Consider the following 25,797-nt stretch of genomic DNA (forward strand, 5'->3'; position numbering starts at 1 on the left):
GCAACCGGCAGATGCCCGGGAAAATGGAGCCGGCATGGCGGCAAAATCATGTCTCGGCGGGAACGGCTCGTGATCGGAGCAAGAAGCCGGGGACGTCAGGGAAATAAAGGGTTTCTTGCGACAAGATCAGCTCCAGAAAAAGGAAAATAGATGAAAATATAGGCGGTTTGCATTTTCGATGATCGCTTCGATGTCCGAGGCTGAACAAAAGAATGCTGCCATGCACAATATTGGGGCTCTGAACCAACATTAAAAATTTTAAATGATGAATTTTCCCAAAGGGGTGGCCGAAGCAGGGGAGTTCGTGTTTTGCTAGACAAATGTCGCAAATGAGCATCACGGATCTTCCGAAACCGCCGATGCTACGTTTGGGAAAGTGGATACAATCGGCTTTCAATAATCCAGAAGGGGAGACAAATGACAAAGTCCGAAGACAAAGAGATGCTCAAACGCCTTGAACAGGCGGCCCGTACGGGCGGGATCACCAAGCGTGAATTCATCCGCTACTCCGTACTGGCCGGTCTGACGGCGTCCACGGCGACCGGTCTGTGGTCGACCAAGGCGAAGGCGCAGCCGAAATCCGGCGGTACGTTCCGCTGGGGTATTCATGACGGCAACACTTCCGATTCCCATGACCCGGGCACCTATCTGACCCGCGTGATGATCTTCCTGGCGCACACGCACCGCTCCTACCTGACCATGATCATGGGCGACGGCTCGCTCGGCCCGGATCTCGCCGACAGCTGGGAAGCCAGCGCGGATGCGTCCGAGTGGACCTTCAAGCTGACAGAAAACGCGTCCTTCCACAGTGGCAAGAAGCTGACTGCGGACGACGTCATCGCGTCGCTCAACCACCACCGTGGTGAAAAGACCACTTCGGCGGCCAAGGCGCTCCTGTCCGATGTCACCGACATTACCAAGGACGGCGACTACACCGTTGTCGTGAAGCTGTCCGGCGGCAATGCCGATTTCCCGTGGCTGATGACCGACTACCACATGGCGATCTGCCCGGCGAATGACGACGGCACGATCGACTGGCAGTCCGGCGACGGCACCGGCCCCTACAAGATCGACAACGGCGAGTTCGGCGTCCAGTTCAGCCTCAGCCGTCACGATGGCTGGCACCGCGAAGGCGCCTATTTCGACAAGGTCGACCTGATCACGCTGAACGATCCTAATGCCCGCCAGACGGCGCTGGTGACCGGTGACGTGGATGCCGTGTCGCTCATCGAACTCAAGACGATGGGTCTCCTGCAGCGCAACCCGAACATCGTGATCCACAACATCCCGTCCGCGGGTGCGATCACCTTGCCGATGTTCTGCGACACGGCGCCGTTCGACAATGTCGATGTCCGCAACGCCCTGAAACTGGCGATGAACCGCGATGAAATCATCGAGAAGATCGCTTTCGGTGCGGCCACCAAGGGCAACGACTTCCACCATTCGCCGGCACAGCCCTACTGGCCGGACGACATTCCGCAGAACGACTATGATCCGGACCAGGCCAAGTCGCTCCTGAAGAAGGCCGGCGCCGAGGGGCTGTCCATCAGCCTCAGCACGGCGGACAGCGTCTATGCCGGTGCGGTCGACATGGCGGTTCTCTACGCCGAGCACGCCAAGGCTGCCGGCATCAACATCAATGTCGTGCGCGAGCCGAACGACGGGTACTACTCTGATGTCTGGCTGAAAAAGCCGTTCTGCCTGGTGTCCTGGGGGGCGCGTCCGACGCCGGACGTCATGTACACGCTGGCCTACAAGGATGATGCGGCGTGGAATGAATCCCGCTGGAAGAACCCGCGCTTCAACGAGTTGCTGCTGCAGGCCAAGGCCGAGCTCGACGACACCAAGCGCGCGGAAATGTATCGCGAGATGGCGATCCTGGCGAAGGACGACGGCGGAACCATCATTCCGTTCTTCAACAACTTCGTCTACGCCAACAGCTCCAAGGTCGGCACGCCGGAAAACCTGGCGGCCAGCTGGGAAAATGACGGCGCACGCGCCGCGAGCCGCTGGTGGTTCGAATCCTGATAAAGATGATGGGGGCGACGGGAAACCGCCGCCCCCTTCTTGGTTTCACCCCCTGCCGGGGGTGAAGCCGTTTTCATGTCGGGTGGCTCTGCCAAGGCAAATCAGAACCGCAGAACAGAACCGCCCGGTTGATGTCCGGCCTTAGGGCTACGGGAAAAGAATTCCCGCAGATCCTATGAGGGGTGCCGGGCTTCCTATTCTGGAGGGACAAATGGGGGACATCCTACGGCTGGTCTTCAAGAGACTTGGCTTGGGTGTGATCACGCTTTTCGTGGTTTCAATCCTGATCTTCTTTGCGGTCGAGCTGCTGCCGGGCGACATCGCGCAGGCCGTTCTCGGCCAGGGGGCAACACCTGAAACGGTTGCCGCGCTTCGTGAAAAACTCGGCCTCGATCAGCCGGCCATTTTCCGGTATTTCCAATGGCTGGCAGGGGCCCTGACCGGTGACTTCGGCGTTTCCCTGGTCTCCGGTGAACGCGTCAGCGCCGCCATCAGCGACCGCTTCATCAACACGCTGTTCCTGGCGACATACGCCGCGGTGATCGCTGTGCCGATCTCCATCATTCTCGGCGTGATCGTGGCGCTGCTGCGCAACACCCTGTTCGACCGGGTTGCCAACGTCGTCACCCTGACCTCCATCTCCTCTCCGGAGTTCTTTCTCGGGTACATCCTGATCCTCTATCTCGCCGTGAAGACCAACTACTTCCCGGCAATTGCGAGTCTCAGCGCTGACATGTCCTTTGCGGATCTTCTGCACCGGACCTTCCTGCCGGCGCTGACGCTGGTCCTGGTCGTGACGGCGCACATGATGCGCATGACCCGGGCGGCGATCATCAACCTTCTGGCCTCGCCCTATATCGAAATGGCAAGGCTCAAGGGCGTTCCGCCCTGGAAGGTGATCGTCAAGCACGCGCTGCCCAATGCCTGGGCGCCGATCATCAACGTGGTGGCGCTCAATCTCGCCTATCTCATCACCGGTGTGGTCCTGGTGGAAGTGGTCTTTGTCTATCCCGGCATCGGCCAGCTTCTGGTGGACGCGGTTGCCAAGCGCGATTTCCCGATCGTGCAGGCCTGCTGTCTCATCTTCGCCGCTACCTTCATCCTGCTGAATCTGGCAGCCGATGTCGGGGCGATCCTGACCAATCCGCGCCTGCGGCACCCGAAGTGAGGACAGCGACATGAGCACATTCGTTATCGGATATTATGCGCTGCTGATCGGAGCGTCCTGTCTCGCAGCCTATTTCAAACGGCGGGAGATTTTCCTGCTGATCTTCTCCCTGACCCTCGTTTCGTTTGTCACCGGGATCGTCGGCGGCGCTCCGGCGCTCCGGCTCATAACCACATTCGCCGGTCTGCTGGCCCTCGCGGCGGGAACATCCTATGCGTTCCGCGAATTCCTGATCCTGATCACGCCGGAAGGCGTGGCCAAGGAGCTCAGGACGGCACCGCTGACGGCGGCCTTCGGCATGTTCGTGATCTTCACCTATGCCATTGCCGGGATCTTCGCGCCGGTGATCGCGCCCTTCGGCGAGGCACAGGTGATTTCGTCGGCATTCGCGCCGCCGGATGAAACCATGCTGCTCGGGGCCGACCAGCTTGGCCGCGACATGTTCAGCCGCATCATCTACGGTGCCCGCAACTCGGTCGGCCTGGCGCTGCTCGCGACCGGACTTGCCTTCTTCATGGGAGCCTTCGCGGGTCTACTCGCGGCGACCAAGGGGGGCTGGTTCGACCAGTTCATGGGCCGCTTCGCGGACGTGATCATGTCCGTGCCCTCGCTGGTCTTCGCGCTCCTGATGCTGAGTATCTTCGGGACCAACCTGGCGGTGATCGTCATCGTTGTCGCCGTGATCTATTCGCCACGTGTCTTCCGCCTGACCCGCGCGGTCGCCGGAAACGTGGTGGTGATGGATTACATCGAGGCAGCCAAGCTGCGCGGGGAAGGCACGTGGTACCTGATCCGCAGGGAGATCCTGCCGAACTCGACCGCACCGCTGATCGCCGAATTCGGCCTGGAATTCTGCTTCGTTTTCCTGCTGATCGCCGGTCTGTCGTTCCTGGGCCTCGGCATTCAGCCGCCGACCGCCGACTGGGGCTCCATGGTGCGCGAGAACGCCACGCTGATCTCGTTCGGTGAACTCACGCCGCTGATCCCGGCAGCCGCCATCGCGTTGCTCACGGTCGCGGTCAACTTTGTCGTCGACTGGATGCTGTTCCGGTCCTCCGGCCTGAAGGAGGTTTGAGCATGGTTCCAAAGAAAGACGTCCTGCTTCAAGTCAGGGATCTTCGTATCGAAGGGTATTCCGACGAAAAGTGGATCGAGATTGTCCACGGTGTCGATCTCACCCTGCACAAGGGGGAGGTGCTCGGCCTGATCGGGGAATCGGGGGCCGGCAAATCGACCATCGGCCTCGCTGCCATGGGCTTTGCGCGCGATGGCTGCCGGATCTCCGGCGGCTCCATCGAGTTCGACGGCATGGAGCTGACGACCACGCCGGAAAGTGACCTCAGGGCGCTGCGCGGCTCGCGCATTGCCTATGTGGCCCAGTCGGCGGCGGCCTCGTTCAATCCGGCGCACAAGATCATCGACCAGCATACGGAAGCGCCGATCCAGTATCGCATTTCCAAACGGGTCGAGGCGCAGGAAGACGCGATGCAGCTCTATGAGCGGTTGCGTCTGCCCAATCCGAGCGAGATCGGTTTCCGCTATCCGCACCAGGTTTCGGGCGGACAGCTTCAGCGCGCCATGACCGCCATGGCGATGGCCTGCCGGCCGGACCTGATCATCTTCGATGAGCCTACCACCGCGCTGGACGTGACCACGCAGATCGAGGTTCTGGCCGCGATCCGCGACATTGTCGACCAGTTCAACACGGCCGCGATCTACATCACGCACGACCTTGCGGTCGTTGCGCAGATGGCGGACACGATCAAGGTCCTGCTGAAGGGCGAGGAAGTCGAGGAAGCGCCGACCGCGCAAATGCTCGACAAGCCGAAGGAAGACTACACCAAGAGCCTTTGGGCCGTGCGCAGCTTCAAGCGTCCGCAAAAGTCCCGCCCCACGGGACCGGACGCCGTGCCGATCGTCTCGGTGCAGGGCATCGATGCGGCCTATGGCAAGACCAAGGTGCTCGACGATGTCTCGTTCGACATCTATCCGGGCATGACCGTCGCCGTGGTCGGGGAATCAGGATCCGGCAAGTCGACCACCGCACGCTGCATCACGGGCCTGCTGCCGCCGACAAAGGGAAAGATCCTCTTCAACGGCGAGGAACTGCCGGCCAAGTATACCGACCGTACGAAAGACCAGCTGCGCCAGGCGCAGATGATCTACCAGATGGCGGATACTGCGCTCAATCCGAAGATCAGGATCAGCGAGATCATCGGCCGGCCGGCGCAGTTCTATAGCGGATTGCACGGGGCGGAACTGAAGAGCCGGGTGGACGAGCTTCTCGACCTGATCGAGCTGGATCCGTCCAAGTTCTACAACCGCTATCCGCCGGAACTCTCCGGCGGCCAGAAGCAGCGTGTCGGTATCGCCCGGGCGCTGGCGGCGGATCCGGCCTTCATCATCTGCGACGAGGTGACAAGTGCGCTTGACCAGCTTGTCGCAGAAGGGATCCTGAAGCTGCTCGACCGGCTGCAGCAGGAGTTCAACCTGGCCTACATGTTCATCACCCACGACCTGGCGACCGTGCGCTCGATCGCTGACGAAGTGGTGGTGATGCAGAAGGGCAAGGTGGTCGAACAGGGGCCGAAGGACGAAATGTTCACGCCGCCGCATCACCCCTACACGGATCTGCTGCTGTCGTCGGTTCCCGAAATGGACCCGAACTGGCTGACGACACTGCTCGAGGAACGCGGCACGGACGCCATCGGCGAAGCCGCCGACGTGTGATCCGATCTGCCGCAGGCAGATTGCCAGGCAAAAGCAAACACCCCCGGATCATCGATCCGGGGGTGTTTGAAACTCTATGCGGAGTGTCAGACGCGCGTCTTCAGCCGACCATCATATAGCCGGACAGAACCATTGCGCCGACAATGACCGCGTAGATACCGACCAGGGCCGGCCACGTTCCGCTGTGCTCTTTATACTCACGAATGAGATCATCACGGGTCATGCCGACCTCCTGGGATGCCTGCCAATTGTGCAGGATGATGGCTGTTTAATCTAACGCGACACTTAAGCGACGGAAGTTAAGAATTCAATGCGGCAAATCAAGAATTTCACTCCAATTTTTGCATAGCAGAGCTGCCGTAAGACCGAATTTTGCAGAGCTGGTTCGAAAAAGACCCTGATTTCAGACTTGCCGCAACGTAAGTCCAAGGGTGGCGTGGCGGAAATGTCCCTGGATCCTTTTCCCTCACCCAGCGCGTTTATATGACCAAGGTGTGCCTTGCTCTGCAGCCTTCAAACCAGGGTGTTCACGTTGCCGGGTCCACCCGGGTTTCGAACGTCGCCCAACCATTGGAGATCCCGCAGCAAACCGCATGTGGAGGTCCGGTTTCCCGTCCTTTCAGTCAGCGGAATTTCGCTGGCCTCTGCGCTGAGAAAGGTATCCCCGACCAGGCGGCACGAGGGAGTAATCTCGTAATTCAATGCAGTTGAAAATTAACTGGTAATTAATTCTTCCTCCCTCTTTTAAATATATTACGAGTTCCAAAAGAATATTTTCCGTATTTTGTTGTTGTTAGGTTCGCCTCAGTGAGCATTCATGAGGTGATAGATGCCTGTTATATTTGTCGGTGGTGGTGAATATTTAAGCTTAGGCAGCTCATTTTTTGAGCAGTTGGAGCCGGGGACGGATATTGTCATCAGGGAGGGGACTTATACTGACGTTAACATTGACGTCCCCGAAGGGCTGAATTCGTCTGGCGACCAGCCAATCAGGATACTTGCCGAGAGCGGCAATGTGACATTCACCGGAAATGTCGGGATCTCGCTGGCTGGTGACTACACCCAGGTTTCCGGGTTCACTTTCAAGGAGACGGGGGACCATGCGATCGATGTTTATGGCGACGGTGTCGAGATTTCCGGCAACAGCTTCATCGATTGCGGGGATGCGGCCAATACCGGATCGCATATTGTCCAGATCCACAGTACGGCACAGAACACGGTCTTCAGCGGAAACGAGGTATCCGGCTCGACATCGATCACGCTGAAGATCAGGGCAGGAGACATCGGCGCGGATGAACAGCCGACAGGCTCGCTGGTCGAAAACAACTATTTCCACGACATCGAGCGTCTGTCCGACAACGGGCAGGAGGTCATCCAGATCGCCGGCCCTGACGGGAGCTGGTATGGCGACGGGCCGCAAATCGACCTGCAGACCGTGATCCAGAACAACACCTTTTACCGGACCAATGGCGACGTCGAAGTCATATCCATAAAGGTCGGCGGCAACACAGTGAGCAACAACCTGTTTCTCGACATGGATGCGGCACCCACAGTTCGCAATGGCGGCGACAACATCATCGAAGACAATGTCCTTGTCGAAACCCGGCCCATACGTCTCTTCGGGACCGGAACGACCGTGGAAGACAACATCATCGTCAATCCGACGCAGGCAGGCCTCTACATTGGCAATGGCAGCGAGACCTATCAGGCGGCAACGGACAATCTGGTGACGGGCAATCTTGTTTACAGCGAAGGTTCCATCAATGCCGTCAAGTTCTCCTCGCCGTCGGGCGAGGAGTTCACCATCGCCACTGGAAACGATATCTCCGGCAACAATTTCATTGTTCCAGAAGGGGTCGAGAAATACTTCTATTTCAATCCCGATTTTGCCGAGGCAGATTACATCGCCGCCAACGACATTGCCGGCAATGTCAGCAATCCCGACGACCCCCGGCTGCAAACCGTCCTCGACAATTTTCTCCTTCCGGATATTGCCGAACTGCTGGAACTCGGGTTCGGCAGCGGCACGGTCGAGGCACCGGTCGCGATTTATGACGGCAATTCTGTAGACGGGGCTGACTGGTACCAGTTCGGCTCGGATGCCGACGAGACCTTGGTGGGCAGCGCTGGAACCGACTTCATCTACGGCGGCCTGGGAGATGACCGTCTTTACGGCAAGGACGGGGCTGACAGCCTCTCCGGAGGCAGCGGCACCGACTATATCGACGGCGGCACGGGCAACGACACCGTCGATGGCGGTGAGGGCGACGACCGGCTGATCGGCCGTGAGGGTGACGATACTCTGCTCGGCGGGGCGGGGAACGACTATCTCAACGGCGGCCTGGGCAACGATATCTTCCACGGGGGTGTCGGAAACGACAAGATCTCCGCCGGCCTCGGCGCGGACATATTGTGGGGTGAGGAGGACGACGATGCGCTTTATGGCCGGGAAGACGACGATATTCTTTACGGCGGCACGGGGGACGATTACCTCAGTGGCGACGAAGGCAATGACACGCTGCACGGCGACGAGGGCAGCGATACCCTGAAAGGACGGGTCGGTGACGACACGCTTTACGGCGGATCAGGTGACGACCGCCTTGAAGGAGGGGACGGTGAAGACGTTCTCTACGGCGGTGACAGCAAGGACCTGCTGTTCGGCAATGCCGGCAATGATGTCCTTTTTGGTGAGGCCGGAGAAGACAGGCTTGGCGGCGGCGGCGGCGACGATGAGTTGTCGGGCGGCGGCAACAACGATGTCCTTTACGGCAATGACGGGTTCGACAGACTGGATGGCGGAGCCGGCAACGACTATCTCAGCGGCGGTAACGGCGATGATGTGCTGCTAGGTGCCGACGGCTACGATTTTCTCTATGGCGGTGCGGATGCCGACCAGTTGACCGGCGGCATGGGGCGCGATGAACTGCAGGGTGGTTCCGGTGCCGACACGTTCGTCTTCCTCGAGACCGACGACTACCGCGACACGGTCCTGGATTTCAAATCCAGTGAGAATGACCGCCTTGACCTGAGTGACTTTTTTGCAGGCCTAGAGGCCTCCGCAGGGGAATTGTTCGACAGCTATATCGGCATTCGATCCACGAGCATCGGAACGATTGTCTCCGTCCTGGACCCGGCAGGCGAGGGCGGTCCGGTGGACGTGGCCCTCTTGAGCAATCACGCCTCGCTGGATATGGACAGTTTCATTTTCTGACGCATTCAGTCTTCCGGGAGACTTTCGCGGAGCTGCAGCGCCTGCCTGGCCGCCTGGCGGATCGCGGCCGCGTAGAGGGTGACATCGATGGTCGTGGCGACAAACAGGGCGCCGAGCTCGAGGCAGGTGCGCGCGAAATCCCGGTTTGTGGTCAGGATCCCGGGCGCCTTGCCGGCGTCACGGGTCCGGGTCAGGGCATCCATGATGCTCGAGACCACGTCCGGGTGCATCGGCTCGCCGATATGGCCCATGTCGGCGGCCAGATCAGACGGGCCGATGAAGACCCCGTCGATGCCGTCGACGGACAGGATGCCGTCCAGCTCCGCGAGGCCTGCGCGGTTCTCCACCTGAACCAGCAGGCAGATCTCCCGGTCCGCGGATTTCAGGTAGTCGGGAATGGCGGAAAAGCGCGAGGCCCGGGCCAGCGACGAGCCGACGCCGCGCACGCCGTTCGGCGGGTAGCGCACCGCACGCACCAGGTCTTCGGCCTGATCCCGGCTTTCCACCATCGGGACCAGCAACGTCTGGGCCCCGGCATCCAGGAACTGCTTGATCAGGACGGTGTCGCCGACGGGCAGGCGAACGACCGGCTTGCTGCTTGAAGCCTCGACGACCTGGAGCTGGGCCATCATGGAACGCAGGTCGTTGGGCGCGTGCTCGCAGTCGATCAGCAGCCAGTCGAAACCGGCCGTGGCGGTGATCTCGGCGGCGTAGGCGTCGGCAAGGCCCACCCAGCAGCCCATCTGGGCCTGGCCATTCTTGAGAGCGGCTTTGAACAGGTTCTCGGGCGCAGGCATGAAACTTCCTTCAGGCAAAAGAACAGGAGACGGATCCGAACGGTCCGAAATCGGCATGGATCCTTGAACCGGACGGACATTCCACCGGGCGGATGAAGGACCCGGAGAGGATCACCTGACCGGCCTCGATGGTCTGGCCGTAACCGGCCATGCGCCGTGCCAGCCAGACGATGCTTTCGACCGGATCGTCGAGGACCCCCGCGCCGAGGCCTGTTTCCTCGACCTCGCCGTTGCGCGCGACGATCGCGCCGGTCCAGCGCAGGTCGAATGCCAGCGGGTCGTGTTTCTCCACACCGAGAACAAGCCCCGCATTTGCGGCGTTGTCGGCGATCGTGTCGAAGACCTTGCGCGTCTGGCCCGTTTCAGGGTCCGCGCGCAGGATGCGGGTGTCGAGGATTTCAAGGCTCGGGCAGACGTGATCCGTTGCCGCCAGGACCTCCTCCCGGGTGACCGTTTCGCCCGCGAGCGGAGCCTTCATCACGAAGGCGATTTCGGCCTCGATGCGGGGCTGGATGAAGCGGCCGGCCGGCACGGTCGCACCGGTCTCGAACAGCATGTCGTCGAAGAGAACGCCGCTGTCGGGGATGTCGATCTTGAGCGCGTCCTGCATGGCCTTCGAGGTCAGGCCGATCTTCCAGCCGATCACCTTGCGGCCTTCAGCCAGTTTGGCTGCAGCGAAGGCCTTCTGGATGGCATAGGCACCGTCCATGTCGAGGTCCGGATGGCGCCGGGTGAGGAGGCCGATCTGGTCGCGGGATTTTTCGGCGGCAAGAAGATCCGCGGCTGCCCCGGCAATGTCCGTGTCTGTCAGACTCATTTTTCGTCCTCCACACCGTTGCGCAGGATGCCTATCCCTTCGACCTCGATCTCGACCACGTCTCCGGGTTTCAGATACCTTGGCGGATCGAAGCGCGCGCCCGCTCCGGTCGGCGTGCCGGTGACGATGATATCGCCGGGCTGAAGGGTCATGAAGGTCGAGATATAGGCGATCTCCTCGCGGACCGGGAAGGTCATGCGCTTCAGGTAATCGTCCTGGCGGACTTCGCCGTTAACCCGGGTGAGAATGCGCGCTTCGTCCAGCTGGGCCGGATCGTCGAACGGCACCAGCCAGGGGCCCATCGCGCCGGAGCAATCCCAGTTCTTGCCCTGGGTGACATTGAACTTGGCGTGACGCACCCAGTCGCGGATGGTGCCTTCGTTGCAGAGCGTCAGGGCGCAGACATGGTCATAGGCGTCTTCGGGTCTGATGCGCCGGCCGGCCTTGCCGATGACGATGGCGACTTCGCCCTCGTAATCGAGCGTGTGGTTTTCCGGCGGGCGGATCAGTGGCTGCCCGTGACCGGTGAAGCCGCTGGCAAAACGCGGAAACAGGGACATGTATTTCGGCTGGCTGCTGCCGTCCTTGTATTCCGCGTTGCGGTCGGGGAAGTTGACGCCGACACACAGGATACGCGGAGCGTTCGGCAAAACCATTTCATAGGTGAAGTCGGCATGCGTGGCCGGTTTGCCCTTTGCCGCCGTGACCAGGTCCCGCAGGCCGTTCGCGTGGATGGCGTCATAGAGGGTCGGCCATTGAGGGAAAAGCGGCGAGAGGGCAATCATGCCCTCGGCACTTACCGCTCCGTAAAAGGTCTCACCGTTGACGCTGTAGGTCGCAAGGCGGGTCATTTGGGCTCCATCTTCCGGGCAATTTCAGTAATGACGTCGTAGGCATAGGCAACGTCGTCTTCGGTGCAGTCGAACTGGCCGACCTGGAAGCGGATCACCTTGGCGCCGTCGAGCAGGGTCTGGGTCAGGTAGATGCGGCCGTCATCGTTGATGGCATCGACGAGCCGCTGATTGAGCGTGTCGAGATCTGCGGCCCCCGTCGGCGCATAACGGAAGCTGAACAGCGACAGCACCGGCTCGGACGTGATCTCGAAATCCGGTTCGGCGCGCAGGCGATCCGCCAGCTTGCAGGACCAGGCAACGTGGTTGCGGATGCGCCGGCGCAATTCCTCCAGGCCGTAGGAGCGGATCAGGAACCAGAGCTTCAGGGCCCGGAACCGGCGGCCGAGCGGAATGGACCATTCCGAATAGTTGATGACGCCGTCTTGGCCATGGGTTTTCAGATATTCCGGCCGGATCGCGAGCGTGCGCACCAGGTCCTCCGGATCGCGGACGAAATGGGCCGAACAGTCGAACTGGGCGCCCATCCACTTGTGCGGATTGAAGACCATGGAATCGACGCCGTCGACTCCGGTCCACAGGTCCCTGAATTCCGGGACGATCATCGCCGCGCCCGCCCAGGCGGCATCGAGATGGACGTAGAGGTCGTGTTCCTTCGCAACGGCGACAATTGCGGCAACATCGTCAGAGGCGCCGACGCCGGTGCCGCCGGTGCAGGCGATGATGCCAGCGGGCAGGTGGCCGGCGGCGATATCGGCATCGATGGCCGCTCTCAGGGCGTCCGGGTCCATGGAGCGCCTGGGCCCCTTCACCGGGATGCGCACCAGGTTGTCCGCGCCGATGCCGGAGATCCAGATGGCGCGGTCGATGGAGGTGTGCACCTCGTTGGAAGCATAGACGCGGACCGTCTTCTGTCCGGCTAGACCGGACTTGTTGCCGTCCCAGTCGAGCGCCCGTTCGCGCATGGTCAGGACGGCGGCGAGCGTCGCGCTGGAGGCACTGTCCTGGATGACACCGGTGAAAGCGCCGGAAAGACCGACGGCCTGGCGCAGCCAGTCCATCATCTTCGTTTCCAGTTCCGTCGCCGCGGGCGAGGTCTGCCAGAGCATGCATTGCGCCGCCATGGCGGTGACGAGCTGCTCGGCCAGAATGGAGGGAGGCGAGGCGTTGGCGGGGAAATAGGCGAAAAAACGGGGGTGCTGCCAGTGGGTCATGCCCGGCAACACGATCTTCTCGAAATCGGTGAAGATCTTTTCCATCTCCTCGGCGAGTTCGGGCGGCGCCTCCGGGAGCGCGTCCAGGATCCGGCCCGGAGCGACCTGCGCGCGCACGGGGCGGGTGCGGAGAGAACGATGGTAGTCCGCCGTCCAGTCGGCAAAGCGCCGGCTCCAGCCGGTAAAGTCGGTCCAGTTCATGGTCAACGCTCCTCGGCACTCCCTATGGCGCAACGATCGGCTGGGCCGCAAGGCTCGGGGCCAGGACATCGGTTCCCTCGAAGAGCGAGCCTTCCTCGAACCAGCTCTTCGGAGCCGGGGCGCCCCACAGGGTCTGGCGCTGCGGGTCCTTCAGGTCCCACCTGATCGGCTCCAGGTCCGGGTCGACGGTCTGGTAGTCGGAGCAGTAGATCTCGATCCTGTGGCCGTCCGGGTCGCGGATATAGAGGAAGAAGGCGTTGGAAATGCCATGGCGGCCGGGGCCGCGCTCGATGTTGGAGACCCAGCCGGTGGTGGCCATCAGGTCAAGCAGATCAATGATGTTGAGCGGGGTCGGCACCCAGAAGGCGGTGTGGTGCAGGCGCGGGCCGCGGCCGTTGGTGAAGGCGATGTCGTGGACGCCGCCCTTGCGGTGGGTCCAGGCGGCCCAGAGCCGGTCGGTCTCCTCGTCCTCGGTATATTCGGTCACCCGGAAGCCGAGTTCGTTATAGAAGGCGACCGAGGCATCGACATCGGGCGAGAAACAGTTGAAGTGATCGATCCGGAGCGGCTTAACACCCTTGTAGAGGGCGTATTGCTGGTGGATCGGCGGCAGGCGGTCCATCTTTGAATAGAATTCCAGCGGAATGCCGTGCGGGTCGCGGGTGCGAAAGGTGCGGGACTGGTAGGGCCGTTCGACCCAGTCGACCGGGAGGCCTTTTGCCCTGAAGAAGTGCTCGGCCTTGTCGAGATCGTCCTCGCTGAAGACCTTGAAACCGAGATCCCTTGCGCTCGGCTCAGGTGCCTTGCGCAGCACCAGGCAATGGTGGCCGCGTTCCTCCATGGCGCGCAGATAGATGGCGTCGGTGCTTTCGTCGGTCACCTGCAGGCCGAGCGTGTCGACGTAGAACGCGCGGCTTCTGGACAGGTCCGTGACCGCCAGTTCCACGTGACTCAGGCGGACGATGTTGAAGGGCGGATACAGATTGGGCGCGGGAATGGGCATGGCGTTTTTCTTTGTTTACTGGACCGGGAAGATGACGTTGGTCTGGCCGGTGCCGGAACTCGGGAAATACTCGGTGACAACCTCGCACTCGGCGGTGTAGCCGTCCCAGCCGAGCGCGCCGTAGAGCATGGCGGTGTCGTGCATGGAGCCTTCACCACAGCAATGCTCGGCATATTCGGAGAGCATCTTCAGGAAGGTTGCGTGGTCGCCGCGTTTCCACATGTCGAGCACATGCAGGTCGACCTGGCGGTTGAACTCGGAGGAAATCGTGAAGGTGCCGTTGTTGGCGGCGTAGTCCCTGTTCGCCCAGATCTTGTGCGACAGCGAACCGGAGGCGACCAGCAGCACCTTTTCATCGCTGGCCTCGACAGCGGCGCGAATGGCCTCGCCGACGATCCGGCTTTCGTCATGGCCATGCACGGTGCACCAGGCGGCGACGGAGACCACCTTCATCCCGTGTTCCCGGCTCATGAACCGCATCGGCACCAGCGTGCCGTATTCCAGTTCCAGGCTGTCGAGGTGGTGCGCCAGCGTGTAGGCGCCGCGATCCGTTGCTTCCTTCGCGATCGCATCGCCCAGCCCGGGATTGCCCTCATAGTCGTAGGGCAGGTCCTGGATGAAATGCGGGAACTCGTTCGAGGTGAACAGGCCCTCGAAGCGGCTGTTGGCGTTGATGTGAAAGCCGGCATTGATCACCCAGTGGGTGTCGCAGACGATGGCGGTGGTGGCGCCAAGTGCCTTCGCGCGGCGCGCGATTTCATAGTGGCCGTCGATGGCCGGCTGGCGCTTGCCTTCAACCGGTCCGGGCTGCTCCGACATCAGCATTGTCGGAACATGCGTCATCTTGGCTGCAAGAACGATTTCTCCCATGTGTTCCTCCCAGAACGGTTTTCTGCTCAGTTTGCACCAAGGCGCGGGATCGCGTGTTGACCGGTCGCAAGGCCGATGTGTTTCTGTTCCATGTAGAAGTCGAACGACCAGTCGCCGCCGTCGCGGCCGATGCCGCTGGCCTTGACCCCGCCGAAAGGCGTCGGCAGGTGGCGGACATTTTCCGAGTTCACCCAGATCATGCCGGCCTCCAGGCTGTTGGTGAAACGCAGGGCCCGGGTCAGGTCGTTTGTCCAGACATAGCCGGTGAGGCCGTAGGGAATGTCGTTGGCGATCGCGAGGGCCTCGTCTTCGGAAGAGAAACGGATGCTGGTCAGGACCGGGCCGAAGATTTCCTCCTGGGCGATCTGCATCGTGTTGTCGGCACCGGTGAACAGGGTCGGCCGCACGAACCAGCCTTCGTCACCGACACGTGTGCCGCCGGCCGCAATTTTCGCGCCGTTTTGCCGTGCGATGTCGAAGTAGCCGGTGACCTTGTCGAAATGGGTCTTGTGGATCAGCGGGCCGATTTCGGTCCCGGGGTCGAGCGGATGTCCGACGCGGATGTTGTTGACACGCTCAATGAGTTTTGCCTCGAAATCATCCGCGACGGTGTCCTGCACCAGCAGGCGGGACGACGAGGTGCAGCGTTCGCCGTTGAGCGAGTAGATCATGAAGATCGCCGCATCCAGCGCCCGGTCGAGATCGGCATCATCGAAGACGATCACCGGGTTCTTGCCGCCGAGTTCGAAATGCACCCGTTTCAGGGTGTCTGCGCCCTGTTTCATGATCATCGAGCCGGTGCGGCTTTCGCCGACAAAGGCGATGGCCTTGATGTCGGGATGTTCGGTGAGTGCCTTGCCGGCATCCTCGCCGAAACCGTTGACCAGGTTCCAGACGCCTTTCGGCAGGCCGGCCTCCTCCGCGATCTCCATCAGGATGCGTGCCGTCAGGGGCGAGAATTCCGCCGGTTTGTGAACGATTGTGCAGCCGGCGGCGAGGGCCGGTGCGATCTTCCAGGTGGACAGCATGAAGGGTGTGTTCCACGGCGTGATCACACCTACCGGGCCGATGGGGACACGTGTTGTTATGTTCATGAGGGTCGGCGAGGGCAATGCCTGGCCGTCCCGTGCGCCCGGTGCCTTGTCCGCGAAGAAGCGGAAATTCTCTGCGCCGCGCAGGGCGGCTTTCGACATGAAACGCAGGGCCTGGCCCGTGTCCCAGCATTCGCACAGCGCGATTTCCTCGGCCCGCTCGACGATGCCGTCGGCAATCCTGTGCAGGATCTTCTTGCGCTCGGTGGCGGCCATGTCGCGCCAGGCGGGAAAGGCATCTTTGGCGGCCTTTGCAGCGGCATCGATATCGGCGGCGCCGCCTCTGGCGACCTGGCAGATCAGGCTTTCATCGACGGGGGAGCGCGTCTCGAAGGTCGCGCCGGATGCGGCGGCAACGGCTTCACCGCCGATCTGGTTCAGGACACCGGTCTCCCGAAAGCGTGCCAGGTAGCCGGTGAGTTTGCCGATATTGGTATCAAGGTCGGACATGGTTCAAGCAGTCCCCAAATGGTCGCGAATGGTGCCCGTCTTGGGCGAGAGCTCCGGATCGATGTCGCGCATCTCCAGGGAGAGGGCGAGCGAGCTGGTGGCCAGCACCGGTTCCAGAAAGGTTTTTGCAGCCTGGAACAGGCGCCGGGCGGCGTCTTGCTTGACGGCGTCGGGGCGCCCGGCGCGCAGGCGCACGGAGATGTCGATGAAGCCGTGCTTCGGATCGCCGTCGGCGATGGAATAGTGATCGCACCGCACGGCCCTGACGCGCAGGCCCGGCATCGGAAAGGCCTCGATGGCCGCCGCTTCTGCCCGCAGGTGGGCGCACAGGGCCTGAATGTCGGTCCGCGCCTCCAGGTTGGCGGAATATTCGAGCGTGATGTGCGGCATCGGTTTTCCTTAACAGCGCAATATTTGTTATGTTAAATATATTGCGGCTCACTTGTCAAACTTATTATGTTAAATAATCGGCTGAACCGCTATGGACCTTGCATGACAGAAACGACAGACCCCGTTGGCGGCGCGCTGCCTTCGACCAGACGCTCCATTCCGATCGCCCTGATCCGGGCACGCGAAAAGGTGATGGTGCCGATCCGCGAGATGCTCGCCGACAGTGGCATCACCGAACAGCAATGGCGCATCCTGCGCGTACTGGCGGAATTCGGGCCACAGGACGCCTCGACCCTGGCGGAGCGGGCCTGCCTGTTGCTTCCGAGCCAGACCCGGATCGTGCAGACCCTCCTGGAAAAGGGATTGGTGACGCGTCAGGCGGACGCGAAAGACCGGCGCAGGCAGACCGTCGCGATCACCGGGGCGGGCCGGGCAATCATCGAGGACAAGCTCGGCGACGCCGAGGCGATCGCCAAGCGGATCGAAGAGGTGATCGGCAAGGAAAAACTGGCGCAGCTCCTGGATATCCTGGAGGAATTCCAGAAGCTTTAGGTCCTCGATTTGGGCGGTTGTTTCCAGCTTCAGCGTCATCCTGAGGAACGCGCTCGCGCGTGTCTCGAAGGGTCGGGCGGCACGCACCGGAGCAAGCAGCCGCTCCTTCGAGACGGGCCTTCCGGCCCTCCTCAGGATGACGATGATGTGTGTTGAGACAGCGTTGTTTCAGCTCTGGCAGCCGCAAAGGTCTTGTCGCCACCTGCGCGTCTGGTGGGCAAAAACGCAATCAATCTTCTCTTTGGTTATGGCAGTTGTTTCCAGCTTCAGCGTCATCCTGAGGAGCGCGCCTGCGCGCGTCTCGAAGGGTCGGCAGCTCGCTCCTGAACACGTTGCAGATCCTTTGACGACTGGCGCCTTGTCTACAATCACCACCGGCCGCACGAAGCACTGGATGGTGAAGTGCCTGCCAGCCGCTATCGGCCATCAAAACGACGCCGGCCATCTTCGCTTCCCAATGTCACCTACCCAGAAGGATCAATCGTTCGAAAGGTCCCCAAAACGAGGGCACAGATCCGTTTCAAGGGGCGGAACTGGTTTGTTCCCAAAGCATTCAAGGGGCAAGCCCTGGCTATTCGTCAGGGCAAACAAACCGACATGTTCGAAGTCTTTTTCGGTGCGAACAGGGTCGCACAAATCGACCTGAGAACTAGATAAAGGTGTAAACCATGTCCCCGAACAGGCGTAAACCATCTCTCAAGTCTGAACATGAAGCCGGGAATGACCATCAGGAGAAGTCAGGGAAAACGCCTTTTTCTTCGGCTCTCAGCCCGACACCGCCTTCAGCCCCGTTTCCACCGCCGACAGGATCTTGGCAACATGCTCGGTCGTGAGCACCAGCGGTGGCGAGAAGATGGCGTTGTTGCCGGAGACCCGGATCATGACGCCATCCTCATAGGCGGCCTTCTGGAATGTCAGCGGCACGTCCTTGCCGACCGGCTTCTTGCTGGCGCGGTCTGAAACCAGCTCGATGGCGCACATCAGGCCTTCGCCGCGCACGTCGCCGATCACCTCGAACCGTTCCTGCAGCCCTTTCAGGCCGCCGAGCAGTTCCGGCCCGCGCACAGCGGCGTTCTCGTGCACCTTGAGGCGCTTGATTTCACTCAGGGCGGCAAGAGCGGCCGCGGCGCCGACCGGGTGGCCGGAATAGGTGTAGCCGGTGTCGATGGAGGCGATGCCGCTGGTGTCCTTTTCGAAGACTTCGGCCACGCGGCCGGCGATCATCACGGCACCGAAGGGGAAATAACCGTTGGTGATCGCCTTGGCAGTGCACATCAGGTCCGGCTGGACGCCCCAGTGACGGGCGCCGCTTTCACTGCCGGTGCGGCCGAAGGCGGTGATGACCTCGTCGGAGATCAGGAGAATGCCGTTACGGTCGCAGATCTCGCGCACCATCGGCATGAAACTCGGATGGGGCGGCATGACGCCGCCGGCGCCGAGCACCGGCTCCATGATGAAGGCGGCAATGGTGTTGGCGCCCTGGAAGGCGATCTCATCCTCCAGTGCCGCGGCACAGAGTTGCGCGAGCCTTTCCGGATCGCTTTCGTTGAACGGATTGCGGTAGGTGTAGGGGGCCGGAATATGGAAACAGCCCGGCAGCAGCGGCTCGTAGGCGTTGCGGAACTTGCCGTTGCCGTTGACGCTGGCCCCGCCGAAATGGGTGCCATGATAGCCCTTTTTCAGGCTGATGAACTTGGTCCGGCCGGCTTCGCCGCGGATGCGGTGATACTGGCGCGCCAGCTTGAGCGCGACCTCGACGCTGTCCGATCCGCCGGAGGTGAAGAAGGCGCGGGTGAGGCCGTCGGGGGCGAAGAACTCGGCGAGTTCGTAGGAAAGCTCGATCACCTTGTCGTTGGAGGTGCCGCGGAAGATCGAATAATAGGGCAGGGCTTCCAGCTGCGCGGCGATGGCCTCTTTCACCGGGGCGCAGGAATAGCCGAGATTGACGTTCCACAATCCTCCGACCGCGTCGATGACCTCGTGACCGTCGACATCGGTGATGAAAACATCGCGGCCGCCGGTCAGGATGGTCGGCAGGTTGGCCTGGCTGTCGGCCGGATGCGCCATCGGATGCCAGACATGGCGGGCATTGTTTTCCTTCAGGAAGTTGGAATCCTTCATGTCATGTCTCCTTTTACGGGCAGCGGCAGGCCGAGCAGGCGCAGCGCGTCGTCATATGAACGGCGTGGGTTGAGAACGTCGAAATGGACCGTTTGCATGCCGGCGGCTTCGGCGCCGCGTATGTTGCGCAACTGGTCGTCGACAAAGACGCAGGACGCGGCGGGCAGGCCCAGCCTGTCCAGGCAGGTTTGATAAGCACGGGGGTCGGGTTTCAGGATCTTCGTGTAGGTGGCGTCGACGATGACGTCGAAATCCTTCAGGAACGCGAGTTTTTCGCGGAATTCCGGACCGTAGAAAAGGTCGAGCTCGTTGGAGAGGATCGCCAGCCTGCAGCCGGCGCTGCGGGCGGTCTCGATGGCGGCAAGGGCTTCGGGACGCATCACTGCATCCGGATCGGCGCCGCGCGCGGCCTTGACGAAGTCCGCCATCTCCGTGAAGGGCCGGCCGGTCAGGTCCGCGACTTCACGTGTCCTTGTGCGCCAGTAGTCGCGCTCGGAGATCTCGTCAGCCTGCATGGATTGCCACAAGGGGTCGGTTGCGGGGTCGAAAGGGCCGCGCCAGGCAAGTGTCCCGGGTGCAAGGCCGAGCGCCTGTTCGGTCAGGTCATGGGTTTCGAAAAGAGTGCGTGTGACGACGCCGCCGAAATCCAGGACCAGGGCCTTGTGATCATGCGGCATGGTGCCAGATCCTCTTGAGGTCGGTGGGGACGAGGCCGCCGAGCTTGTCGGTGACCTCCGCCGCGGTGCTGATCAGGTCCCGGCGGATTTTCGACTTGAGATCCTCGGTCATGCGCACGGTCGGCGCGGCGACGGCGATGGTGCCGATCGCTTCCAGGCGGTCGCCGAAAACCGGGGCGGCGAAAGAGGAGACATGGGTCTCGAACCCCTGGTCGACAAAGGCGATGCCGTCTTCGCGGACCTTCTCGACGGCGTCTTTCAGCACTTGCGGATCGGTGATCGAATGGCTGGTCCAGGCCCTGAGCGGCTTTTTCAGCAGATCGGCCAGAAGCTGGTCGGGGCCAAAGGCGAGCATGGCAAGGCCCGAGGCCGTGGCGTGGAGCGGCAGCAGTTCCGCCTCGTCGAAATAGACCCTGGTGCCGTGGATCAGGGCGTCGTGGTGATAGAGCGGCGACAGGTGATTGCCCTCGCGCAGGGATACGTGCACCAGTTCGCCGAGTTCCGCAGCGAGCTGTTCCACCAGCGGCGCGACCAGGGTGCGGGCCGGGAACAGGCGTTCGCGCACGGCGGCAAGGCGCAGGATCGCCGGGCCGAGCCGGTAGCCCTTTGTGCCCGGGTTCTGTTCCAGGAAACCGTTGGCGGTCAGCTCCACCAGATGGCGGTGCACGGTTGCCTTGTCCTGGCCCGAGAGCTTGCGGAATTCGGTCAGCCCGATTTCCGGCCTGCTTGCGGAAAAGTGGTTCAGCAGGTTCAGCGCCTTGGTGATCGTTCCCATCGAAAGAAGGTTCCGTTCTTGTCGTGATGCAAGTGCCGCGGTCCGGAGATCGCATTTGCCAGTTGTATTGATCTTGACATGTAGTTTCATTTGAAACAATATATTTTTGATACCAATGGTTTGATATATGAACCGATCGAGAGGCGTTGACGAGGCATCCTCTCGTATTTCGGAGGTTGACACAAGATTATTTAAGATCACAATATTTAACAAAATAAATAAAAACAGATCAAGACCGGCGCCAATGTCCGGCTGTCACCTGACCAGAGAAAGGGACTTGAAATGAAAAGACATGCCATCGCCCTGACGGCGGCGACCTTGATGTCCGTGACGGCCGCCGTGGCCGAATATCCGGAAAAACCCGTCTCCTTCATCGTGCCCTGGCCTCCGGGGGATCTGGAAGACGTGCTTACCCGACTGATCGCGGACGAGTTCCAGGACATGTACGGCGTGCCGGCGGCCGTGGTGAACAAGCCGGGCGGCGGTGGCGGGCCCTTCCCGGGGGCTGTCGAGGTCGCAACGGCGCCGGCGGACGGCTACACCATCGGCTCTTTCGTCACCGACGTGCCGATCGGCGGGCCGCAGATCGGCATCCCTGAACTGACGCCGAACCCGTTCGAGCCGATCGGCATCTTCATGACCTATCCGTTCGTCATCGCCGCCGGCGCGAATGCGCCCTACAGCACCTGGGAAGAACTGGCCGCCTACGCCAAGGACAACGACGTGGCTCTCGGCCATTTCGGTGGACCGCTGCCGCCGACCCAGATCACCTTCGCGGCAGCCAAGACGTCCGGGTTCGATTTCGCCAGCGAGGCGGCCTTCGACGAACTCAACTGCAACACGCTGGCCTCCGGCGACGTTGACGTGATCAACACCACGCTTCAGCTGATCCAGCCCTGCCTGGGCGAGGTGAAGATCCTGGCCAGCATCGGCAAGGAGCGCACGGCGCTGACGCCGGACGCTCCGACCGTTCAGGAAATCAATCCGGAATTGTCCGTGGCGCTGTGGAACGGCCTGTTCGTTCACAAGGATGTGCCGGAAGACGCGCGCGTCAAGATTTCCAAGGCGGCCCAGGCGGCGCTCGCAAAGCCCGAGGCGCTTGAGCTGATCGGCCAGACGGGCGTTCTGATCTACTGGCAGAACCCGGAGGAATCCGAGCAGCAGATCGAGGCCGACGCGGCCGTTCTCGGCAAGATCGGCGAGCTGCTCGAGCAGTAAGTCATGCGAAACCGGCCGGCGCCCGACGGGGCCGGCCCACGCTGCCGGAGGTTTGCACGTGGCGCGCATCAAGACGCTCCAGGAACTGTTCAGGCGGTATCGCCGTCCCGGCGATATCGTCTTCGCGGTGCTGTTCCTGTCATTTGCCTTGTTCCTGCTCTGGAAGCTGCCCGGGGAGACCGTGTGGGCGAAGCGCACCAACTGGTATGCGCAGCCCCGGTTCTGGCCGGCGGTCGCGGTGACGGGCATGGTGATCTTCGCCAGCCTGCATTTCATAGGCTCGCTGTGTTCCAGGCGCATTCCGGGGCGCTGGCGGGAAGTCGGCTTCTGGCTGCAGTCGCTGGAATACGTGCTCTATTTCCTGGCCTACGTGCTGCTGGTTCCGCGGATCGGCTACCTGCCGGCGACACTCGTCTTCTCGATCTTCCTGACCTTCCGGGTCGGTGAGGCGACGCGGGTCAACCTGGCGGCGGCGGCGGGGTTCAGCGTGGCCGTGGTCGTCATCTTCCGGGCGGTCCTGCAGGTGAAGATCCCGGCCGGCCACATCTACGAGGCGCTGCCGGACGGCCTGCGCGCCTTCGCCCTGCTCTATCTGTGAGGACCGGATGGACATTCTCCTTTCCAGCCTTTCCATGCTTGCCCAGTGGCAGGTGCTGGTCGCCCTTGTCATCGGTTCCGTCGGCGGCGTGATCATCGGCGCGATCCCGGGTGTCGGAGCCGCGGTGGCGATCGCGATCCTGCTGCCGGCGACCTTCGCCTTCGAGCCGATCGTCGGCCTGACGCTGCTGCTCGGCGTCTACGGATCGTCCATGTATGGCGGTGCCATCCCCGCCGTCCTGATCAACACGCCGGGAACCGCGGTCAACGCCCTGACCACCTATGACGGCTATCCGATGACGAAAAAGGGTGAGGGGCACCGCGCGCTGTCGCTGGCCTATTCGGCATCTTTCTTCGGCGGCATCTTTTCCATTGTCTGCCTGATCGTGCTGTCACCGCTGCTGGCGATGATCGCGCCGCATTTCGGCAGCCGCGAGATCTTCCTGGCGGCGCTGATGGGCATCATCCTTGTGGTCGTGGCCCATCGCGGCCAGGTCTTTGCGGCGGGCATGCTGGCGTCCTTCGGCATTCTCCTGAGCACCATCGGCCTGGAACCGGCCAAGTACACCAAGCGCTTCACCTTCGACCAGAGCTGGCTGACCTCCGGTGTCGACCTGATCGTCGTCGTGCTCGGCCTGTTCGCGATTTCCCAGGCGCTGCTGCTTCTGGTGGACAGGGAGCACCATCCGGGGTCGGCCAGGGTCGGCGGCAATCTGTTTTCCGGCCTCAGGGAACTCTTTGCCTTCAAGCGGGTCGCCTTCGTCTCCTCCGGCTTCGGCGTGCTCATGGGCATGATCCCGGGCGTCGGCGAATTCACCGCCCAGTTCCTGTCCTACACCTATGCCCAGAAATCCTCGAAGACACCGGACCTGTTCGGCAAGGGGGCGCCCGAAGGCCTGATCGCCTCCGAAGCCGCCAACAATGCGGTGCCCGGCGCGGCAATGATCCCGCTGCTGGCGCTCGGCATTCCGGGCGAGGCGCTGACGGCGATGATGCTGTCCGTCTTCTACGTGCACAATGTCGTGCCCGGACCGCAGCTCTTCCAGGGACAGCTGGATTTTGTCATCGCGCTCTACCTGGCGCTGATCGTGCTCAACGTGATCGTGCTGGCCTTCCTGCTGTCCTCGACGGGGCTTCTCCTGAAGATCATCCAGATCCCGACCCGGTTCCTCGGCATGATGATCCTGACCCTGTCCTTCGTCGGGGTCTATTCGCTCAGGAATTCGGTGACGGACTGTGCCATTGCCGCCGGTTTCGGCGTCTTCGGCCTTGTGCTCAAGCGGCTCAATCTTCCGATTGTGCCGATCATCCTCGGGATGGTGCTCGGCGGTATCATGGAAGTGAAGCTGCGCACCGCCATGGCGCGGGTGAACACACCGCTCGACTTCATCGACCGGCCGATCGCCGCCTTTCTCTTCGTGATGATCCTGCTGATCCTGGTGTTGCATGTGCGCGCGGTGATCCGCGAGCACAAGGCGCGCCGCGCGCGGGAAGCGGGCGAAACAGACACCGAATTCTCGACACAACAAGGCTGACCCCAGGATGTTCGACCAATCCGCAATCGATCCGTTGCGCCACGCATCCGTGTCCGACCGGGGGCATTTCATCGATGGCCGGAGTGTGCCTTCGATGTCCGGAGAGACGCTCGACGTGGTGTCGCCTATCGACGGCAGGGCCTTCACGCGCATTGCCTCCGGTTCGCCCACGGACGTGGACCGGGCGGTGACTGCCGCGCGGAAGACCTTCGAGGATGGCCGCTGGTCCTGCGCCGCGCCCGCGCAGCGCAAGAAGGTGCTCCTGAAACTTGCCGATCTGATCGAAAGGGACGCCCTGGAACTCGCCGTTCTCGGGGTCCGTGACAACGGCACGGAAATCTCCATGGCCTACAAGGCCGAGGCGTTGTCGGCGGCGGCGACCTTCCGCTATTACGCCGAGGCGCTCGACAAGGTCTATGGCGAGGTCGCCCCGACCGCGGACAGCGTGCTCGCCCTGGTGCACAAGGCGCCGGTCGGCGTCGTCGGCGCGATCGTGCCCTGGAACTTCCCGCTGATGATCGGTGCCTGGAAACTGGCGCCGGCGCTGGCGATGGGCAATTCGGTTGTCCTGAAGCCCGCCGAAACCGCTTCGCTCAGCCTGCTCAGGATCGCGGAATTGGCATCAGAGGCCGGCCTCCCCGACGGGGTTCTGAATGTGGTGACAGGGTCGGGTGCGGTGGTCGGCGAGGCGCTGGCGCTGTCCATGGAGGTCGATATTCTCGTCTTTACGGGGTCGGGTGCGACCGGCCGCCGGCTGCTCGAATATTCCGCCCGCTCCAACCTGAAGCGCTGCTACCTGGAACTCGGCGGAAAGTCACCGAACATCGTCTTCAATGATGCCGCCGATCTTGAAAAGGCCGCGAAGGTGTCGGCCGCGGGGATCTTCCGCAATTCCGGCCAGGTCTGTGTCGCCGGCTCGCGTCTGCTGGTGCAGGAGGAAATCCATGACGACTTCGTCGCCGCGCTTTGCAGGCAGGCCGAGGCGTTGACGGTGGGCGACCCGCTCGATCTTTCCAGCCAGATCGGCGCGGTGCATTCCCTGACGCAGCTCGAAAGCCATCTGGCGTTCGTCGAGACCGCGGAAGCGGAGGGCGCCGAGCGGCGTACCGGCGGGGGGCGCATCCTTCAGGACACCGGCGGCTACTATATGGCGCCGACCGTGATGACCGGTGTGAAGCCATCGGACACGATTGCGCAAAAGGAAGTCTTCGGGCCCGTTCTTGCCGTGACTTCCTTCAAGGACGAAGCCGAGGCCATCCGGATGGCCAATGCGAGCGACTACGGTCTGGCTGCCGGGGTCTGGACGGCGGATCTCGGCCGCGCGCATCGCATGATCAGGGCTGTCCGCTCGGGCGTCATTCACGTCAACACCTATGGTGGGTCGGACCTGACCGTACCCCTTGGCGGCATGAAGCAGTCCGGCAACGGTCACGACAAGTCGCTGCACGCGCTCGACAAGTATGTCGATCTGAAAACCGCCTGGATCCAGCTGTGAAGAAGA

General features: G+C 62.0%; 22 protein-coding genes. 10 read left to right on the forward strand and 12 right to left on the reverse strand.

Annotated elements, in window-relative coordinates:
- Positions 1-417: 417 nt before the first annotated feature.
- The 4 genes from O6760_RS13810 (at position 418) to O6760_RS13825 (ending at position 5,926) form a co-directional block, all read left to right on the forward strand.
- Positions 418-2,028 (forward strand): ABC transporter substrate-binding protein, encoded by a 1,611-nt coding sequence (locus tag O6760_RS13810; RefSeq protein WP_269585938.1) that lies wholly within the window; start codon positions 418-420, stop codon positions 2,026-2,028.
- A gap of 211 nt (positions 2,029-2,239) precedes the next feature.
- Complete coding sequence (locus tag O6760_RS13815) at positions 2,240-3,196, forward strand: ABC transporter permease (RefSeq protein WP_269585939.1); 957 nt, start codon at positions 2,240-2,242, stop codon at positions 3,194-3,196.
- A 10-nt stretch (positions 3,197-3,206) separates the two neighbouring features.
- On the forward strand, positions 3,207-4,271 hold the full coding sequence (locus O6760_RS13820; protein ID WP_332306226.1) for an ABC transporter permease: 1,065 nt from the start codon (positions 3,207-3,209) through the stop codon (positions 4,269-4,271).
- 2 nt (positions 4,272-4,273) lie between these two features.
- Positions 4,274-5,926 (forward strand): ABC transporter ATP-binding protein, encoded by a 1,653-nt coding sequence (locus O6760_RS13825; RefSeq protein ID WP_269585940.1) that lies wholly within the window; start codon positions 4,274-4,276, stop codon positions 5,924-5,926.
- A 100-nt stretch (positions 5,927-6,026) separates the two neighbouring features.
- Here the strand turns inward: O6760_RS13825 and O6760_RS13830 are convergent, their stop codons facing one another.
- Positions 6,027-6,149, reverse strand: a complete 123-nt coding sequence (locus O6760_RS13830; RefSeq protein WP_269585941.1) for a hypothetical protein — start codon at positions 6,147-6,149, stop codon at positions 6,027-6,029.
- A gap of 606 nt (positions 6,150-6,755) precedes the next feature.
- On the opposite strand from O6760_RS13830, the gene O6760_RS13835 reads away from it, so the two are divergent.
- Positions 6,756-9,137: a chondroitinase-B domain-containing protein gene (locus O6760_RS13835; RefSeq protein ID WP_269585942.1), complete on the forward strand. Its 2,382-nt coding sequence runs from the start codon at positions 6,756-6,758 to the stop codon at positions 9,135-9,137.
- A 5-nt stretch (positions 9,138-9,142) separates the two neighbouring features.
- Here O6760_RS13835 and hpaI read toward each other — a convergent pair whose 3' ends face one another.
- Genes hpaI through O6760_RS13875 form a run of 8 tightly spaced genes read right to left on the reverse strand, consistent with a single transcriptional unit; the run spans position 9,143 to position 16,821 of the window.
- Complete coding sequence (gene hpaI, locus O6760_RS13840; protein WP_269585943.1) at positions 9,143-9,934, reverse strand: 4-hydroxy-2-oxoheptanedioate aldolase; 792 nt, start codon at positions 9,932-9,934, stop codon at positions 9,143-9,145.
- Positions 9,935-9,944: 10 nt separating this feature from the next.
- Positions 9,945-10,751: a 2-oxo-hept-4-ene-1,7-dioate hydratase gene (gene hpaH / locus O6760_RS13845; RefSeq protein WP_269585944.1), complete on the reverse strand. Its 807-nt coding sequence runs from the start codon at positions 10,749-10,751 to the stop codon at positions 9,945-9,947.
- Entirely contained in the window at positions 10,748-11,602 is an 855-nt protein-coding gene (locus O6760_RS13850) for a fumarylacetoacetate hydrolase family protein (RefSeq protein ID WP_269585945.1), read from the reverse strand. The genes hpaH and O6760_RS13850 overlap by 4 nt, the downstream gene beginning before the upstream one ends.
- Complete coding sequence (locus tag O6760_RS13855) at positions 11,599-13,017, reverse strand: pyridoxal phosphate-dependent decarboxylase family protein (RefSeq protein ID WP_269585946.1); 1,419 nt, start codon at positions 13,015-13,017, stop codon at positions 11,599-11,601. The genes O6760_RS13850 and O6760_RS13855 overlap by 4 nt, the downstream gene beginning before the upstream one ends.
- A 22-nt stretch (positions 13,018-13,039) precedes the next feature.
- Entirely contained in the window at positions 13,040-14,020 is a 981-nt protein-coding gene (hpaD, locus tag O6760_RS13860; protein WP_269585947.1) for a 3,4-dihydroxyphenylacetate 2,3-dioxygenase, read from the reverse strand.
- Between the two features lie 15 nt (positions 14,021-14,035).
- Positions 14,036-14,890: a 3,4-dihydroxyphenylacetate 2,3-dioxygenase gene (hpaD, locus tag O6760_RS13865; protein WP_269585948.1), complete on the reverse strand. Its 855-nt coding sequence runs from the start codon at positions 14,888-14,890 to the stop codon at positions 14,036-14,038.
- Positions 14,891-14,916: 26 nt separating this feature from the next.
- A complete protein-coding gene (gene hpaE, locus O6760_RS13870) occupies positions 14,917-16,431 on the reverse strand; it encodes a 5-carboxymethyl-2-hydroxymuconate semialdehyde dehydrogenase (protein WP_269585949.1) in 1,515 nt (504 codons plus the stop codon).
- Positions 16,432-16,434: 3 nt separating this feature from the next.
- On the reverse strand, positions 16,435-16,821 hold the full coding sequence (locus tag O6760_RS13875) for a 5-carboxymethyl-2-hydroxymuconate Delta-isomerase (protein ID WP_269585950.1): 387 nt from the start codon (positions 16,819-16,821) through the stop codon (positions 16,435-16,437).
- Between the two features lie 102 nt (positions 16,822-16,923).
- Here O6760_RS13875 and hpaR point away from each other — a divergent pair, with 102 nt between their 5' ends.
- Positions 16,924-17,373 carry a homoprotocatechuate degradation operon regulator HpaR gene (gene hpaR, locus O6760_RS13880; RefSeq protein WP_269585951.1) on the forward strand — a complete coding sequence of 150 codons (450 nt, stop codon included), beginning with the start codon at positions 16,924-16,926 and terminating at the stop codon, positions 17,371-17,373.
- Positions 17,374-18,138: 765 nt separating this feature from the next.
- Here hpaR and O6760_RS13885 read toward each other — a convergent pair.
- Genes O6760_RS13885 through O6760_RS13895 form a run of 3 tightly spaced genes read right to left on the reverse strand, consistent with a single transcriptional unit; the run spans position 18,139 to position 20,946 of the window.
- Positions 18,139-19,494 (reverse strand): aminotransferase class III-fold pyridoxal phosphate-dependent enzyme, encoded by a 1,356-nt coding sequence (locus O6760_RS13885; protein WP_269585952.1) that lies wholly within the window; start codon positions 19,492-19,494, stop codon positions 18,139-18,141.
- Positions 19,491-20,171, reverse strand: a complete 681-nt coding sequence (locus O6760_RS13890; RefSeq protein ID WP_269585953.1) for an HAD-IA family hydrolase — start codon at positions 20,169-20,171, stop codon at positions 19,491-19,493. The genes O6760_RS13885 and O6760_RS13890 overlap by 4 nt, the downstream gene beginning before the upstream one ends.
- Entirely contained in the window at positions 20,161-20,946 is a 786-nt protein-coding gene (locus tag O6760_RS13895; protein WP_269585954.1) for an IclR family transcriptional regulator, read from the reverse strand. Before O6760_RS13895 ends, O6760_RS13890 begins: the two co-directional genes overlap by 11 nt.
- 282 nt (positions 20,947-21,228) lie before the next feature.
- On the opposite strand from O6760_RS13895, the gene O6760_RS13900 reads away from it, so the two are divergent.
- Genes O6760_RS13900 through O6760_RS13915 form a run of 4 tightly spaced genes read left to right on the forward strand, consistent with a single transcriptional unit; the run spans position 21,229 to position 25,791 of the window.
- Positions 21,229-22,164, forward strand: coding sequence for a tripartite tricarboxylate transporter substrate binding protein (locus tag O6760_RS13900; RefSeq protein ID WP_269585955.1), 936 nt, complete (start codon positions 21,229-21,231; stop codon positions 22,162-22,164).
- Positions 22,165-22,222: 58 nt separating this feature from the next.
- Positions 22,223-22,762 carry a tripartite tricarboxylate transporter TctB family protein gene (locus tag O6760_RS13905; RefSeq protein WP_269585956.1) on the forward strand — a complete coding sequence of 180 codons (540 nt, stop codon included), beginning with the start codon at positions 22,223-22,225 and terminating at the stop codon, positions 22,760-22,762.
- A gap of 7 nt (positions 22,763-22,769) precedes the next feature.
- Positions 22,770-24,296: a tripartite tricarboxylate transporter permease gene (locus O6760_RS13910; protein ID WP_269585957.1), complete on the forward strand. Its 1,527-nt coding sequence runs from the start codon at positions 22,770-22,772 to the stop codon at positions 24,294-24,296.
- Between the two features lie 7 nt (positions 24,297-24,303).
- Positions 24,304-25,791 (forward strand): aldehyde dehydrogenase, encoded by a 1,488-nt coding sequence (locus O6760_RS13915; RefSeq protein ID WP_269585958.1) that lies wholly within the window; start codon positions 24,304-24,306, stop codon positions 25,789-25,791.
- The last annotated feature ends 6 nt before the right edge of the window (positions 25,792-25,797 follow it).

It is taken from the genome of Roseibium sp. Sym1 (genome assembly GCF_027359675.1).
GTDB lineage: Bacteria > Pseudomonadota > Alphaproteobacteria > Rhizobiales > Stappiaceae > Roseibium.